The following is a 15,331-nucleotide window of genomic DNA, read 5'->3' as shown; positions in this document are numbered from 1 at the left end:
AGCCACGCCGCACCATAAAAAAGTCTTAATCAAATCGCCTGCTCAAATGCTCTAAGATCGTATCTGGGCATTAAGCGCAACCACACATTCTGATAGACTTGTCGTATTCAAAAATCAGCAAAGAACAAACATGAAAGTAATCTCATTCAACATAAACGGTATAAGAGCACGACTTCACCAATTACAAGCGCTTATTGACGCTCACAGCCCTGACGTTATCGGACTTCAAGAAATTAAAGTACACAACGAACAATTCCCAGTCGACGCTGTAAAGGAAATGGGGTATCACGTTTATTTTCACGGTCAGAAGAGTCACTATGGCGTGGCGTTTCTAACCAAAAAGGAGCCTCTGTCAGTGACTATGGGTTTTCCTAGTGACGAGGAAGACGCACAGCGTCGAATGATTATGCTTAAAACAACCAATGACGCCGGCGAAGAAGTCACCATTTTAAATGGGTACTTTCCTCAAGGTGAAAATGAAAAGCATGAAACAAAATACCCCGCCAAGCGCAAATTCTATAAAGACCTCATGGGCTATCTTGATGATAACCACACGCCAGATGACAACATCATCGTGATGGGCGACGTTAATATCTCGCATACTGACCTTGATATCGGCATTGGTGAAGACAACCGAAAACGCTGGTTAAAAACGGGGAAATGCAGCTTCTTACCAGAAGAGAGAGAATGGCTTAATACTGTGGTGAACTGGGGCTTCGAAGACAGCTTCCGTTCTCTTTACCCTGACACAAACGATAAATTCTCTTGGTTTGATTATCGCTCAAAAGGGTTTGCCGATAACCGTGGTCTTAGAATTGATTTAATCCTAGCTACTAAGCCTCTGCACACTTCATTAACTGAAGCGGGAATAGATTACGAGTTGCGAGGTATTGAGAAACCTTCAGACCATGCGCCTATTTGGGCTGTGTACAAGGGATAGCATTGATGCATGGCGGCCTAAATATCAAGTTGGGTGTGACGTTTGTTAGCACCTGTAGAGAGTTGACACTGTGAGTACGCTTCAACTAATAGGACTGTTTCTATACGGCACCATTGTAGTAATGTCGTTTAAGAAAGTAGACATCGCACAGTTTGTAAAAGACCGCCATCAACAGCACCTTGTATTTGGTACCGCTGCCTCGCTATTTGTGTTGTGGTTATTGAAAGCGGGCATATTTGAAGGCCTTGATGTACATTTCCTCGGTCTTTCAGTGCTTATGTTAATGCTCGGGTTCCGCTATGCCGTTTTATCATCATTTTTAGCGCTTATTGGTGCAAACTTTATTGGGTATGGTAGCTGGGTAAACACAGGTATAAACGGACTGTTTGGAAACGTGCTTCCCATTGTTATTACCTATCTGTTTTATATGCTGTCATTTCACCGTATTCCAAGACAGTTATTTGTGTACATCTTCGTCTGTGCCTTTTTTCCCGCAGCGCTATCTATCGCGTTTAAAACATTAGCGTTGGGTGGGTATTACGTAGTTGAAGGCGTATATTCATGGGATATCGTCTTTGATAACTATATCTTGCTCACTCCACTACTGGTTTTCCCCGAGGCCCTTTTAAACGGCATGGCTATTACCATTTTAGTTATTTATAAGCCGTCTTGGGTATATACGTTTCACGACAAGTTCTATCTTCAAAAATGAGGTTCTTTGTCGAAAAGTAGTAAAGAGCACTATAAAAAGGACAATAAAAAACCGCACATATGCGCGGTTTTTTATTTGAGGTACATTAGCTCAAGAAAGCTTAATTGATAATTTGAACATTATTTTTGAAATAGTATGTCCATAACATCAGAAAGCTCACCTTTGCCTTCACGAATCTCTTCTTCAGACAAACCTGCAATTTCATGAGGGAACACTAGCCACTCGTCACTTTCGTTAACGTAGTAGTCTGGCACGATATCAGTCGTGTTGTTCTGCGGCTTATACCAAGGGCACGCAATGCGAATATCTGTTGGCATGTTAAGACGCATAAGCTTGTTAATTTGCTTAATAAGCGCTTCAACACTTCGTCCAGAATCAAACACGTCGTCTACAATTAGGAGCTTGTCGCCTGCGTTTGCATTTTCTACAAGGTAGTGCAAACCGTGTACGCGGATCTCTTTAGACTGTTTGTTGATGCCGTAATACGATGAAGTACGAACGGCAATGTGGTCGGTCGATGTATTTTTGAACTCAAAGAATTCTTGTACTGCGATACCTATAGGTGCACCACCACGCCAAATACCGATAATAAAATCTGGACGGAAGCCATCTTCATACACCTTTGACGCTAGGCGAAAGGAGTCCTGTAACAGCGATTGCGAGGTGATAAAATTCTTATTCATGACGTCTCACTGGGCAAACTTTAAAAGACCGCGAGTATAGTGAATTTCAATGCATTTTGCACGGCTAATTCAATGAATTATTCATTCTGTAGCGCTTGAGATGGTTGAATTTTCATGGCTTTACGTGCTGGGTATACGCTAGCTAATACACATAGCAAAAGCGACAGCAAGGTTATGCCGATTATTTGTGCGGCCTGCATTTCAATGGGTAGCCCGCTACCGTCAGCAGCCAGCGCAATGGGTACGCCTAAAATTGCCAGTACGTCATTTATCACTAGCGTGGTAAATACGCCTAGCAATAAACCTACTCCAGCACCTTTCACACCATTAAACAGGCCATTTAATATAAACACCCACATAATGGTATTGGGCAACATGCCTTGTGTTTGCAGTACCGCAATGTCGCCCTTTTTCTCTGAAACCACCATAACCAATGCTGACACAATGTTGAATGCTGCTACGGCAATAATTAGCAGCAGCATTAACATCATCATGTTCTTTTCCATTTTAACCGCATCAAAAAGTGGCCCTTGTCGCTCACGCCATGTTTTTATAGCGCTATCGTCTACATTCACCTTACCTTTTAGCGCAGTCACAACCGCTTGGTAATTAAACGCATCATCGAGAAACAGCCGTGTAGAGACACCGCTTCCTTTTGGATCGCGAAGTAGTCTGTTGACGTCATCAAGGTGCATATATATCACTTTATCGTCTACCTGCGACCCCATATCAAATATGCCGGACACGGTAACCAGTCGTTGGCTGGGCATGCGGCCAAAGGGCGTATATACGCTAGCACCCGTTACCATTACGCGCAGTTTGTCGCCTACTCGTGCATCAAGCTGTATGGCCAGCGAACGCCCAATAATGGCAAAGTAGCTACCACTAGCTAAATCACTAAACCTTCCTTGTTCAAGGTTCTCAGCTACCATCGTGTGCTTTACCATCACCTCGGGTGAAACGCCGTGTATTTGAACACCACGAAGATCAGAGCGACTTTGCACTACAGCTTCTGCCTCTCTGTACTGCATAGTGGTGATAACGCCATCGATTGCTTGTACCGCTTCGATATGACTAGCATCAATTGCTTCTGTTTCGATATGCGGCACTACGCCAAGAATGCGTTGTTTCAATTGACCTTCCAGCCCATTCATCACTGAAACGACTATAATTAGTGCCATAAGTCCTAAAGCGATTCCCGCTACCGAAAATCGATTTATAAATGCGACAAAGCTGGTTTGACTGGCTTTATTCGACTTCGCATAGCGATAAGCGATAAATGCTGACAGTGAGTAAGATGAAGAAGAAAACATAACGCCTTGTTTATATGAAACCTTATTAGTGCTTTGCCTGCACAACAGTACAATACGATATAAAATGCTGTAGGGGTTTCAACCTGAAATAGTAAAGTGGCTATAGTACGTGTAAGCTACTGGCTGTACAAGAATAAGTGGCAGAGGAAAACGGTGAGCAATCAAAGTCTAAACGACAAACAAGCCCAATTCGATGAATACTTTTCAATAACGCACAGTATTAATGCGAACATGCGCGCATTGGATGCAGATGAAGCCGTGCCAGATATTGAAAACATCGAAGATGCAATGCCCTATGCATTTCGTATTGCCAGTGAAATGGCAGCCATTGAAGCACAAGCTATCCGCCCTCTTCGCAATTTAAGCGATCACGCTGAATCACTTGCTGATTATTTAAATCATCAATCACGTAAAATCGACTTAATGATGTCTTTCGTTCTTCACCAACAAGACGAACCAGAATACCGCTTTAAAACCGTAAGATTTGGTGGTGGCGGTGTAATCATAGATGCGCCGTCGGCCCTTGAAATTGGAACTAATGCCGAATTAAAGCTTTTTTTGGACGCAGAAGCTGCTGCCATTTTTTGTTTTGGTGAAGTGATTAGCTGTGAGCAGGTAGAAGACCGATATCATATTGCTTTTATTTTTAATACAATTCGCGAACAAGATCAGGAGCTGTTGGTAAGAGCAAGTTTACATATTCAAACCCTACAGCTCAGAAAACGCGCACAAGAGAAAAAAGCCGGATCCTAAACGGCAACTAAGTCAGTATATATCGCCTAACAATTTGGTATTACCTGCATAACGTAAATAGGAAGTCATGACAGCCACCTTACTATCGCTGCCTTTACCAGCGCAGAAGAAAGACGCATCAACACAAGATCATAAACAATGGGGACAGCTTCAAGGCAGCAGTGCTGCGCTGTGTATTAGCGAAACCTTGAAGCAGTACAAGGGCCCTGTTGTGTTAATTACGGCAGACACGCCATCTGCTATGAAGCTTGAAAAAGAAATAGCGTTCTTTTTACAAGGTGACAACGCACTAGCCACCCCCCCCATTACACTTTTCCCAGATTGGGAAACGCTTCCGTACGATTCCTTTTCGCCACACCAAGACATTGTTTCGCAACGCTTGGAAACGCTGTTCAGGTTTACGCAACAAGGCGAAGGCATCTTTATCGTGCCGGTCAATACGCTTATGCAGCGCCTTGCACCAACCGACTATTTAGCAAAATATTTGCTGATGCTTAACAAAGGCGACACATTAGACAGAGACCAGTTTCGCCGCAATTTAGAGCAGGCGGGCTATTTACATGTTAGCCAAGTAATGAGTCACAGCGAGTTTTCTGTACGCGGAAGTATTATCGATTTGTTTCCCATGGGTAGCGAGCAACCGTTTCGTATCGATTTGTTCGACGATGAGATTGACTCTATTCGCTATTTCGATACCGAAACACAGCGCTCTGGTGAGGCCGTTAATGAAATTCGACTGCTACCCGCACGAGAGTTCCCCACCGATAAAGAGGCAATAACGCTATTTCGTCAGCAATTTCTTTCAAAGTTTGACGCTAATAATGCGTCTGAGAGCGTATTTTCACAGGTAAGCAAGGGTACGATGCCCAGCGGCGTAGAGTATTACTTACCACTTTTCTTTGAAAAAACCGCAACGCTGTTTGACTACCTTCACCCGAAAAGTTTGTTGTTGCTTCACGGCGACGTACAAGATGCCAGTGAGTTCTTTTGGGCCGATGTACAAGAACGTTATGAACAGTATCGCTACAATCTTGCGCGACCTTTACTTGCACCTGACGAACTCTTTCTTCCCATTAACGAACTGTTCGGCGCCATAAAACAATGGCCGCGCGCTACACTTACAGGCCGTGTTTTAGAAGATAAAGCCGGCTCGGTTAATTTACAGTGCGCCCTGCTTGATGACATTGCTATTAACGCGCAAAAGAAAGTCCCTGCCGAACGTCTTATTGCAACGGTCAAAGAAGCCACTGACAGAGGTGCGAAAGTCCTGTTTTGCTCAGAAACACAAGGGCGCAGAGAAGGCCTACTTACTGTTTTAGCCAAAGCGGGAATTAAGCCGACGTTAGCAGATTCCTTTAACGGGTTTCTTTCAAGCCATGACAGCATTGGTATTACCGTGGGTATGGTGGAACACAGCTTCCGCTGGCACACAGATGAAGGCGAACTGCTGTTTATTACTGAAACTGAGTTACTTGGTCATAAGGTAAGTCAGCGACGCCTGCGAGATAAACGCAGTGCAACAGACGAAAGCGCGATAATTCGCAACCTTGCCGAACTGTCTATTGGACAGCCTGTTGTACATCTTGACCACGGTGTAGGTCGCTATTTAGGGCTGCAAACCTTAGACGCTGGCGGCGTAGCAACTGAATACCTTTGTATTGAATATGCAAAACAGTCGAAGCTGTATGTTCCGGTGGCGTCACTGCATCTTATATCACGCTATACTGGCGGCGATGCTGACAATGCGCCGGTTAATGCCCTTGGCTCTGATGCGTGGAGCAGAGCAAAACAGAAAGCTGCGGAAAAAGTACGCGATGTTGCCGCTGAATTATTAGACGTTTATGCACGACGTGCGGCAAAACCCGGTTTTGCTTACAAAATTAATTGGGACGACTACCAGTCATTCTCAGACAGTTTCCCTTTCGAGGAAACCCCCGATCAAGCACAGGCTATTGCTGCCGTTATGCATGATATGGGCAATCCATCTGCAATGGATCGCCTGGTATGCGGTGACGTTGGTTTTGGTAAAACTGAAGTAGCAATGCGAGCCGCATTTTTGGCGGCGAATGCAGGTAAACAAGTGGCCATATTAGTGCCCACTACCCTGCTGGCGCAGCAGCACTACGAAAACTTTAAAGACCGCTTTGCCGCATGGCCATTTGAAATAGAAGTAATGAGCCGTTTTGTTAGCGGAAAAGCGCAAAAAGCGGTTATTGAACGTATTGGTGAAGGAAAAGTAGATATTGTAGTGGGTACCCACAAGTTGCTTTCCAGCGATATTAAATACAAAGACTTAGGGCTTGTGATTATTGACGAAGAACACCGCTTTGGTGTGCGTCAAAAAGAAAAGCTTAAATCGTTACGTGCAGATGTAGACATTCTAACGCTTACCGCTACGCCAATTCCTAGAACGCTGAACATGGCACTATCAGGCATGCGCGATTTATCAATTATTGCAACCGCACCGGCCAGACGTTTATCAATAAAAACGTTTGTACAACAGCGCAACAAAGCCATTATTCGGGAAGCTATAATGCGTGAGATACTGCGTGGCGGCCAAGTGTACTTCCTGCATAACGAAGTAGACAGCATTGCGCGCACCGCAGAAGAAATAGCCGAAATTGTGCCTGAGGCACGCATTGCAGTGGGACACGGCCAAATGCGTGAGCGTGAACTTGAAGGCGTAATGAGCGACTTCTACCATCAGCGCTACAACGTGCTGGTATGTACCACCATTATTGAAACCGGTATTGATGTTCCAAGTGCAAATACCATTATTATGGACCGCGCCGACCATCTAGGTTTGGCGCAGTTACACCAGCTTCGTGGCCGTGTTGGACGTTCGCACCATCAAGCCTATGCCTATTTGCTAACGCCGCATCCCAAGCGTATGACAAAAGATGCGGTTAAACGCCTTGACGCTATTTCACAATTAGAAGACTTAGGGGCAGGCTTTGCACTTGCTACTCACGACTTAGAAATTCGCGGTGCGGGTGAACTATTGGGCGACGACCAATCGGGCCAAATTGCGAGTATTGGCTTTAGCCTTTACATGGATATGCTTGATAAAGCGGTGAACGCTTTGAAAGAAGGTAGAGAGCCGTCACTCGATGATGCCATGTCGGGTCATACCGAAGTTGAGCTGCGTATACCTGCACTTCTTCCTGAAGATTACATTGCCGACGTAAACACACGGCTTTCGCTTTATAAGCGATTAGCAAGTTGTACTACCCAAGACGATATTGACGAGTTCCAAGTAGAATGTATCGACCGCTTCGGACTATTACCAGAGCCGGCTAAAAACTTAGTAGAAGTTGCTGAAATAAAAATAAAAGCCCAAGAAATAGGCGTGCTAAAAGTAGACTTGTCTGCACAAGGCGGTACCATAGAATTTAAAGAAACAACCAAGGTCGACCCTGGCTATATTATTAAGCTAGTTCAAACCAAGCCGAATACCTTCAAGTTTGAAGGTAGCCAGAAGCTGCGTTTAGTTAAGAAGACCGACACCGCTAAAGAGCGCATTGCGTTTATTAGCGATATCATTGCCGATTTTGCAAAGGAGTCGCGGTAGCATGAAGTTTTTTCGCTGGTGTTTTTTGCTTGCACCAATTTGTGCAGTGTTTACCAGCCACACTTACGCCAACGAGGACTGGTGGTTTGACGTTGAGGTTATTGCGTTTAAACGCAATGTATCGTTAAGCGAGCTTGAAGAGCAGTTTACGCTTGCTTCAACACTAGAAGCACCAAGAGCGCAAGCTAATCTTATTGGCGCTATTATTACGCCCGATATTAGCTATTTAAAGCAAGGTTTGCCAGTTTGTGACATTGATACCACTATTCCACTTCCCTCAAGTGAACTGCTTTATGTTCCCTCTAGCGACGTTGATTTTCTTGCTTTGCCTCCTCTTGAAGAGGCCAACAGCGAAGATTCGGCGCTATTTACAGATGGGCATAATGCAATAGCGACTGGTGAAACTGGGTCATTCGGCGCTACTGAAGTCGAAACTACAGAAGTCGAATCTGATGCTGATATCGCTGTGTCTCTTGCAGACGAGGCAGAAGAAAATGTACCTGACGGTGAAGCCCTTAGCGACGAAAGAGCCCTTAGCGACGAAAGAGCCCTTAGCGACGAAAGAGCCTTTAGCGATGATGAAGCCCTTAACGGTGGTGAAGCCCTTAGCGAGCTAGAAACCCTGTCACTTGCGGATACCGAATTGGCGACACCGAATGACGTTATACAGGGTCCTTCGGCAACTGAAATAGCAAAATTATGGTTATCTTTCTTTGGTGTATCGAAGCCGTCAGATGAATTCTCAGATAGTGTTGGAAGTAATAGTCATTCATCACAAAACGCCAATATCACTGTGCCAGAATTCCGCTATTGCGAACAGGTTAAGCCATGGATGGAAATCTCGGTTTTGAACGGGCAAAAGATAGTAAAAGTAAATACGCCGGACAACCGCTTACCCTCACCTTCTCAACTTCCAATTATTATAGAGGGGCACGACTGGCCGCGCGCATCCAAAGCACATTTACTGACGAGTAATGAACACGCCCTTACTTCAATTTCTAAACAAATCCGCAGTAATAGAGAGCTAGAACGCCTATTTCATGTTGCTTGGCGACAACCTGTTATGTTTGGTAAAGACAATGCGTTTGACGTGCGTTTATTTGGCGGTAAAAATTATGCTTCCTCATTTGCAATGTCAGGACAGCCCATTAAGCGCCCAGCTCACGAAAGTGCTGATGATACCGATACCAGCGTAATAGAGACGAATCCCCTGCTTGTAACACAAGGTGAAGACACCACTTCAGCGATGGCGCCAAATAAAGGCGAGCAAACGACGTCTGATTCAACAGGCGAATACGCAAGTAACGAATATGCAACTGGCGAAAACGATATCGGCGCATTAAATGATGGTGACGATACGAGCATTACTGCTGTTCGCGATATATTTGCCGATTTGGAAGACAAGCTAGCAACGCCAACGCCCATTGCGTTAAGTGCGTTTTCAGACCTTGATGCCTTGACTATGATCGACGCAGACAACGAGGAAAACGCAAACGCGCTTCGTAAGCCTATTTGGGAAATTGACGGCACAATGAAGGTATTTTTGAAGTACATTAATCGCGTGCCTTACCTTCATATTGATAGCGAGCTTTTGTATAGGCAGCCTGTTTCAGAGCGCTACTTTGTTGTAGAGCCATCCATACTAAACGCTGATGATTCGGTTAATGCCGCCATAGCAGAATCTGACTTTGTAAATAACAATAGTGACACATTAGCGTACACACCAATGCGACTGGTCGCCGTGCCACTTAAAGAGCAACGACGGGTAATTAGTACACAGTTGCACTATTTCGACCATCCATTATTTGGATTTGTTGTACAGATTCGCCGCTACAACAGGCCTGCCGTTGAAGTAAGTGAAGAAAATTAGCAAAGGGCTTTTCTATGAAAATTTACACGCGTACCGGCGATAAAGGCAGTACACAGATTTATGCCGATAAGGCAGTAAGGGTAGAAAAAGACGACTTGGTGGTAAAGAGCTACGGTGATATTGATGAGCTAAACAGCCATATCGGTTTATTAGCTGCCACAGTGGCAACACAGCATCGCCCCATGTTGCACGATATTCAACGAAATTTATTTCAGGCTGGTTTTGCTATTTCAGCAAGCTCTACCTTGACTGAAAAAAATATCGATGATTTAGAGTCGCTGATAGATAGCTTTACGGCAAAAATGCCGCCTAACACGTCTTTTGTTTTACCTGGCGGAAGCAAAGCGGCGGCGCAAGCCCATGTTTGCCGTGCAGTGTGCCGCAGAGCAGAACGTGCGGTCATCAGCTTGTCAAAACACTATGACGTGCCTGAAGTGGTACACGCCTATTTGAATAGACTCAGCGATTTTCTATTTACGCTTGCGCGTTTTCTTAATGTTGAAGCAGGTTTTGAAGAGGTACCGGTATAACCGGCGCCTCCTTCTCACTTTTGTTCACAACACCAAGCCGACCTCACTGTTACACCTTTTTGTATTCAGTATCACTATTAACCCGTAGGGTTATAGATTAATGTTAGGCAGAAACATTTAGGCGCTGGATAAGTGCTACTGCGTCTTTGTACTGCTGTTGTAGCCCCAACGGCATGTTGCGACCATATAGCGCCATTACTCGCGCTTGCTTTTGCTTATCTTCTTCAGAGTGCATCGCTACGCGAGACTCAAGCCCATCGAGAATAGACTCTGCACCTTTAACATTATTACACGCCAATACCATGTCACAGCCTGCGTTCAGCGCTAGTGTTGCGCGGTCAATATAATCTCCCGCCACGCTGGCGCCGTGCATCGACAAATCATCTGAAAAAACTGCGCCTTTGAAAGACAAGTTTTTTCTAAGTATTTGTTGTAACCAGTGTTCAGAGAAACCAGCGGGTTGAGAACATACTTGTTTATAAATTACGTGAGCTGGCATTACACCGTCTAACAAGCTTTGCCCAATCATCTTTTCAAAGGCCACCATATCGGTGTGTTTAATATCACTGAAATCTCGTTCATCCACAGGAAGTGCAATATGTGAATCAGGGGCCACGCTGCCGTGTCCAGGGAAATGCTTACCAATTGCTGGCATATTCACTAGCTTGAGGCCAGAAATGAGCGCGCTGGCAAGTTTAGCAACCTGAACAGCAGACTCTGAAAAAGCACGATCACCAATAACTTGCGACACGCCGTTGATATCAAGTACTGGCGCAAAGCTAAAATCGATATCGAGCGTTTTAAGCTCATAAGCAAGTGCTAGCCCACATGCTTTTGCATACATTTCACTTTGCGCTGTGGTTGCAGACTGTTTCACTATCTTGCCCATAGCAGGAATGGCCGTAAAACCGTCCCTAAAGCGCTGTACTCTGCCGCCTTCGTGATCCACTGCAATCAGTAAGGGTTTATGTGCAAAACGTCGAATATCTTCAACCAACGCCTTTAGTTGGCGTTTATCGTAATAGTTTCGAGAAAATAAAATCACACCGCCAGTAACCGGATGTGCAAGTTTTTCCTTTTCTTCCGCTGTGAGCATCTCGGCTTCACAATCTAACATTAACGGGCCCACAGCACCGCCTTTGCAACTGTCATAAATCATCACTTCTCATTTACAAATTCTGTGGTTAGGATAGAGAAAAAAAAGGAGTATTACACGTGATAAATTGGATAAAGTGGCTACTTGTTGGCGTCGCTGTGCTTGCGGCAATTATTGCCTCAGGTTTATATTTAACACTCTACTTAAGCCTACCGTCATTGGACGGAAACAACTCAACTTATCATGTGAACTCACCTACCGAGTTGCAGCGCGATGCCCTAGGGCACGCAGTAATCCAAGCTGACGATATTTTTGATGCTGCTTATGCGCTTGGTTTCGCACATGCACAGGACCGCTTTTTTCAAATGGATCTACAGCGTAGAAGCGCATCAGGCAACCTTTCACAGTGGGTGGGCAGCATTGCCATTGAGCGCGATAAATCCGCGCGATTCCATCAATTTAGTAAGCGGGCACAAGCCGTATTTGACGCCCTGCCCCAAAATCAAAAAACGCTACTTGTACAGTATTCACACGGCGTAAATGAGGCATTAAAAGAATCAACGGTTGCGCCTTTTGAATACCTTGCTGCGGGTGTAGATATTCAACAGTGGAAGCCAACCGACAGTATTCTTGTTGTATATAGCATGTATTTAGATTTGCAGAGCAGTCAGGTTGATTTTGATCTGGCGCGTACAGCATTGCTAAATACGTTTGGTGATGATCTTTACCAGTTTATTACTCAGCCAAGTACCTTTCAGGCTGCCCTAGATGGCAGTGAAATTCCCTTGCTAGATGCAGATATTCCACCATTCCCTAAAGAGCAAACGGAAATCGACAACGTTGCCTACACGGGCGTTGAGCTTCCAGACATCGGCAGTAACAACTGGGCTGTTACCGGTAATCTAACCGCAACAGGCGCAGGAATGTTAGCTAACGACATGCACCTAGGCCTTCGCGTACCGGTTATTTGGTACAGAGCGCAGCTTAACTATATGGTATCTGGTGAAGAAGTTTCGGTAACAGGCGTGTCACTACCAGGCCTTCCTGGCATTGTGGTTGGCACAAACAATCACGTTGCTTGGGGTTTTACCAATTCCAATTTAGACAATGTGGACTGGGTAGAATTACAGCCCGGTACGCCAACCACCATGGTTACACAGTCAATTCCCTTACCAGATGGCAAGCATGAGTTTGAACTAGAGGTAAGTGAATTCGGCCCAGTTAAACACATTAACGGTAAAAAGTTTGCGCTGAATTGGGTTGCCCATCATCCGTTTGCAGTTAACTTAAACATTGTTGACCTTGGCCCTACTAAAACGCTTAACCAAGCAATGAGCGTAATAAAGCAAATTGCTATTCCCACGCAAAATGTGGTGTTAGTAGATGAAAATGGCGGCGCAGCGTGGCTTCCTGGTGGTGCAGTATTAGAACGAGAGAAAGCGTCTTTCACGGCTATTTCCGAAGCACAATATCAAAACAACCCGCCTAAGCGCATGGCATCCTTACCCAGCGTAGTTAATCCTGACTCGAATAGAATATGGACAGCCAATGCTCGAGTTATTGGCGCTTCAGATTTTGAACAGCTTGGCGATGGCGGCTACGCCCTAGGCGCACGTGGCCAGCAAATTCGAGATAGAATGTTTGAAAAAGACCGCTTTAATGAAACAGATTTTTACGCCATTCAGCTTGATAATCACGCCCGATTCTTAATGCCATGGCACGATTTATTGTATGGTCTACTGGCTACGCAAGACGTTGAATTTAAGCCTGACCTTTCATACCTAAATACGTGGGGCGCTTGTGCATGTGAAGACTCTGTTGGTTACACGTTAGTAAAGCACTTCAGACAAGAGGTGGTGCAAACATTGTTTGGCCGTATTTTAACGCAGCTTGATGCTCAAGACGTGAATAGTCGCACGCTACTACGCGGTATTGAGCCTGCCACATGGCAACTAATTCACCAACAACCCGATAGCTGGCTTACACAGGATGCCAGTTCCTATGATGAGTTACTGGTAGATGCGTATCGACGTGCTAAACACAAGCTTCTCGATAAATTCTCACCGGTAGAAGCTGATATGGAGCAATTACGCTGGGGTAACGTAAACATGCTTGCCGTCAATCACCCTTTTGCCTCGCAAATTCCAATTGTAGGTAGCCTACTTAATATGGACGCCGTTGAAGGGTTTGGCGACACGTACATGCCTGCTGTGCAAGCCCCCCGCTTTGGCGCGTCAGAACGTTTCTTCGTTAGTCCAGGTCATCTAGAAGATGCTATATTAACGTTACCTGGCGGTCAGTCTGGCCACCCACTTTCAGACTTCTTTGATGCTGGCTTTGAAGACTACGCAACCCATGCAGCAACACCTTTGTTGCCAGGTGAAATTGTCCACAGCCGCACGTTTTACAAAAAAGACGAGCAATGACGCCAGCAATAACACTGCTTAAAAAGAAAAAAGTTCATCATGAGGTGCTGAAGTATGCGCATGACGCAGACTCAGCATCTTATGGTCTTGAAGCTGTAGAAAAATTAGGACTAGACGCCCAATGCGTGTTTAAAACGCTTGTTGTAAGCACAGATTCAGACAAGCTAGCTGTGGCCATTGTTCCAGTGGCTACAAAGCTAAGTGAAAAGAAAATGGCTAAAGCACTTCGGGCAAAAAAAGTAACAATGGCGGCTAGCCAGCTTGTTGAGGCATCAACCGGCTATGTACTTGGTGGTGTTAGCCCTCTGGGTCAGCGAAAAAGCTTGCCCACGGTTATACATGCGTCGGCGCAGCACTTCGAAACGGTTTATGTGAGTGCGGGAAAACGTGGTTTAGAAGTAGCACTTTCCCCTAAAGACCTAGCGACACTAACCCGGGCACACTATGAAGACATAGCGGTGTAACCACCACTTTTACTTACGGTTTCTGCGCCTGCATTAACCACTGTTGACGAGCTTCTTCAAGCGCGTCTTCGCTTGGCGAGTCCTCGTTAGAAAGCGCAATAGCAATCTGCTTGATAATAGCATCTCGCTTTTCAATCAAGGCATTGGTTCGCGGGAACAAGTCCTTTGCTTCTGGGTATTGTGCTTTCAAGCTTTCAACTTCTTTAAGCGAATAATAGCGCGCTTCAAACGCATCGTTATACAACTGGCGCTTTGCGTTGAACACTACATAATCTCGGGCGGCATCAGACACTAGATAATCCAAATCTTCTTTCGCTAAATTGGCTGCATTTCCAACTTGAAGTGCTTGATTAAGCCAATTATCAATAGCATCAGCGTCGTCGACTTTTACCGCAGCCTTAACGCCCTTCTGTAAATCGCTGGCGTGCAGTATTTCCATAACGGTAACAAGAGGAACTTTTGAAGCTTCCACATCACGTTGGTCGGCGTCATAAGACAAATAACCAAGCCATAATGCGACAACTACAATTATTGAAACTAAGGCAACGAGTGCTTTTTTCACACTGTCCTCCAACAACTCAAATAAAGAAACTTATGCGAATGCACAAAGACAAAGAAATACAAAAGAGCGAGTAAACTCGCTCTTTTTAGTATTGTAACGACCTAATGATTATTGGTCGATAGGTGCAGAGTTTTCAACTCGGCTTTTTAGTTTTTGACCTGGGCGGAATGTTACCACTCGGCGTGCTTTAATCGGAATGTCCTCGCCCGTTTTAGGGTTACGACCAGGACGTTCATTTTTGTCACGCAGGTCAAAGTTGCCAAAACCTGACAGTTTTACTTGCTCACCAGATTCCAGAGCACTTTTAATTTCTTCAAAAAAAAGTTCTACCAGATCTTTAGCATCACGCTTGTTGATGCCCAATTTCTCGAATAGGTGTTCAGCCATCTCGGCTTTGGTCAATGCCATAGT

Annotated in this window: 13 protein-coding genes; 8 read left to right on the top strand and 5 right to left on the bottom strand. The window is 45.0% G+C overall.

All coding sequences use genetic code 11. The features are described from left to right. The first annotated feature begins 130 nt into the window (after positions 1–130). Together xthA and ACGHAV_RS00360 are read left to right on the top strand one after the other, a co-directional pair. The gene (gene xthA, locus ACGHAV_RS00365) at positions 131–940 is read left to right on the top strand and encodes an exodeoxyribonuclease III (protein ID WP_390374914.1); all 810 of its coding nucleotides are present in this window, start codon (positions 131–133) and stop codon (positions 938–940) included. A gap of 70 nt (positions 941–1,010) precedes the next feature. Then, entirely contained in the window at positions 1,011–1,652 is a 642-nt protein-coding gene (locus ACGHAV_RS00360) for an energy-coupling factor ABC transporter permease (protein ID WP_390374911.1), read from the top strand. A 119-nt stretch (positions 1,653–1,771) separates the two neighbouring features. On the opposite strand, the gene ACGHAV_RS00355 is transcribed toward ACGHAV_RS00360, so the two are convergent. Both ACGHAV_RS00355 and ACGHAV_RS00350 read right to left on the bottom strand, forming a co-directional pair. Then, positions 1,772–2,335: a phosphoribosyltransferase family protein gene (locus ACGHAV_RS00355; protein ID WP_334015125.1), complete on the bottom strand. Its 564-nt coding sequence runs from the start codon at positions 2,333–2,335 to the stop codon at positions 1,772–1,774. A 77-nt stretch (positions 2,336–2,412) separates the two neighbouring features. Then, positions 2,413–3,648: a lipoprotein-releasing ABC transporter permease subunit gene (locus tag ACGHAV_RS00350; RefSeq protein WP_390374907.1), complete on the bottom strand. Its 1,236-nt coding sequence runs from the start codon at positions 3,646–3,648 to the stop codon at positions 2,413–2,415. A gap of 153 nt (positions 3,649–3,801) precedes the next feature. Between ACGHAV_RS00350 and ACGHAV_RS00345 the strand changes: the two genes are divergently transcribed. The 4 genes from ACGHAV_RS00345 (at position 3,802) to ACGHAV_RS00330 (ending at position 10,372) form a co-directional block, all read left to right on the top strand. After that, positions 3,802–4,401: a PilZ domain-containing protein gene (locus tag ACGHAV_RS00345; RefSeq protein WP_390374904.1), complete on the top strand. Its 600-nt coding sequence runs from the start codon at positions 3,802–3,804 to the stop codon at positions 4,399–4,401. A 67-nt stretch (positions 4,402–4,468) separates the two neighbouring features. Beyond that, on the top strand, positions 4,469–7,972 hold the full coding sequence (gene mfd / locus ACGHAV_RS00340; RefSeq protein WP_390374901.1) for a transcription-repair coupling factor: 3,504 nt from the start codon (positions 4,469–4,471) through the stop codon (positions 7,970–7,972). Between the two features lies 1 nt (position 7,973). Then, positions 7,974–9,842, top strand: a complete 1,869-nt coding sequence (locus ACGHAV_RS00335) for a CsiV family protein (RefSeq protein ID WP_390374898.1) — start codon at positions 7,974–7,976, stop codon at positions 9,840–9,842. A 14-nt stretch (positions 9,843–9,856) separates the two neighbouring features. After that, complete coding sequence (locus ACGHAV_RS00330; protein ID WP_334015120.1) at positions 9,857–10,372, top strand: cob(I)yrinic acid a,c-diamide adenosyltransferase; 516 nt, start codon at positions 9,857–9,859, stop codon at positions 10,370–10,372. A gap of 103 nt (positions 10,373–10,475) precedes the next feature. On the opposite strand, the gene nagZ is transcribed toward ACGHAV_RS00330, so the two are convergent. Beyond that, positions 10,476–11,489, bottom strand: coding sequence for a beta-N-acetylhexosaminidase (gene nagZ / locus ACGHAV_RS00325; protein WP_390376015.1), 1,014 nt, complete (start codon positions 11,487–11,489; stop codon positions 10,476–10,478). Positions 11,490–11,587: 98 nt separating this feature from the next. On the opposite strand from nagZ, the gene ACGHAV_RS00320 reads away from it, so the two are divergent. Then, the gene (locus ACGHAV_RS00320; RefSeq protein WP_390374893.1) at positions 11,588–13,894 is read left to right on the top strand and encodes a penicillin acylase family protein; all 2,307 of its coding nucleotides are present in this window, start codon (positions 11,588–11,590) and stop codon (positions 13,892–13,894) included. After that, positions 13,891–14,358, top strand: coding sequence for a Cys-tRNA(Pro) deacylase (ybaK, locus tag ACGHAV_RS00315; RefSeq protein ID WP_390374890.1), 468 nt, complete (start codon positions 13,891–13,893; stop codon positions 14,356–14,358). The genes ACGHAV_RS00320 and ybaK overlap by 4 nt, the downstream gene beginning before the upstream one ends. Positions 14,359–14,371: 13 nt before the next feature. Here the strand turns inward: ybaK and ACGHAV_RS00310 are convergent, their stop codons facing one another. Both ACGHAV_RS00310 and ihfA read right to left on the bottom strand, forming a co-directional pair. Next, the gene (locus ACGHAV_RS00310; protein WP_390374887.1) at positions 14,372–14,920 is read right to left on the bottom strand and encodes a hypothetical protein; all 549 of its coding nucleotides are present in this window, start codon (positions 14,918–14,920) and stop codon (positions 14,372–14,374) included. A 108-nt stretch (positions 14,921–15,028) separates the two neighbouring features. Then, positions 15,029–15,328: an integration host factor subunit alpha gene (ihfA, locus tag ACGHAV_RS00305; protein WP_131094149.1), complete on the bottom strand. Its 300-nt coding sequence runs from the start codon at positions 15,326–15,328 to the stop codon at positions 15,029–15,031. Positions 15,329–15,331 lie beyond the last annotated feature (3 nt).

Origin of the sequence: Alteromonas sp. MTD1 (genome assembly GCF_042848195.1) — a bacterium.
Classification (GTDB): Bacteria; Pseudomonadota; Gammaproteobacteria; order Enterobacterales; family Alteromonadaceae; genus Alteromonas.
This window is presented reverse-complemented; position numbering and strand designations above follow the sequence as displayed.

Coding starts and splice junctions, on each gene's coding strand:
- xthA (WP_390374914.1), top strand. CDS start 131: ATGAAAGTAATCTCATTCAACATAAACGGTATAAGAGCACGACTTCAC.
- ACGHAV_RS00355 (WP_334015125.1), bottom strand. CDS start 2,335: ATGAATAAGAATTTTATCACCTCGCAATCGCTGTTACAGGACTCCTTT.
- ACGHAV_RS00350 (WP_390374907.1), bottom strand. CDS start 3,648: ATGTTTTCTTCTTCATCTTACTCACTGTCAGCATTTATCGCTTATCGC.
- mfd (WP_390374901.1), top strand. CDS start 4,469: ATGACAGCCACCTTACTATCGCTGCCTTTACCAGCGCAGAAGAAAGAC.
- ACGHAV_RS00335 (WP_390374898.1), top strand. CDS start 7,974: ATGAAGTTTTTTCGCTGGTGTTTTTTGCTTGCACCAATTTGTGCAGTG.
- ACGHAV_RS00330 (WP_334015120.1), top strand. CDS start 9,857: ATGAAAATTTACACGCGTACCGGCGATAAAGGCAGTACACAGATTTAT.
- nagZ (WP_390376015.1), bottom strand. CDS start 11,489: ATGTTAGATTGTGAAGCCGAGATGCTCACAGCGGAAGAAAAGGAAAAA.
- ybaK (WP_390374890.1), top strand. CDS start 13,891: ATGACGCCAGCAATAACACTGCTTAAAAAGAAAAAAGTTCATCATGAG.
- ihfA (WP_131094149.1), bottom strand. CDS start 15,328: ATGGCATTGACCAAAGCCGAGATGGCTGAACACCTATTCGAGAAATTG.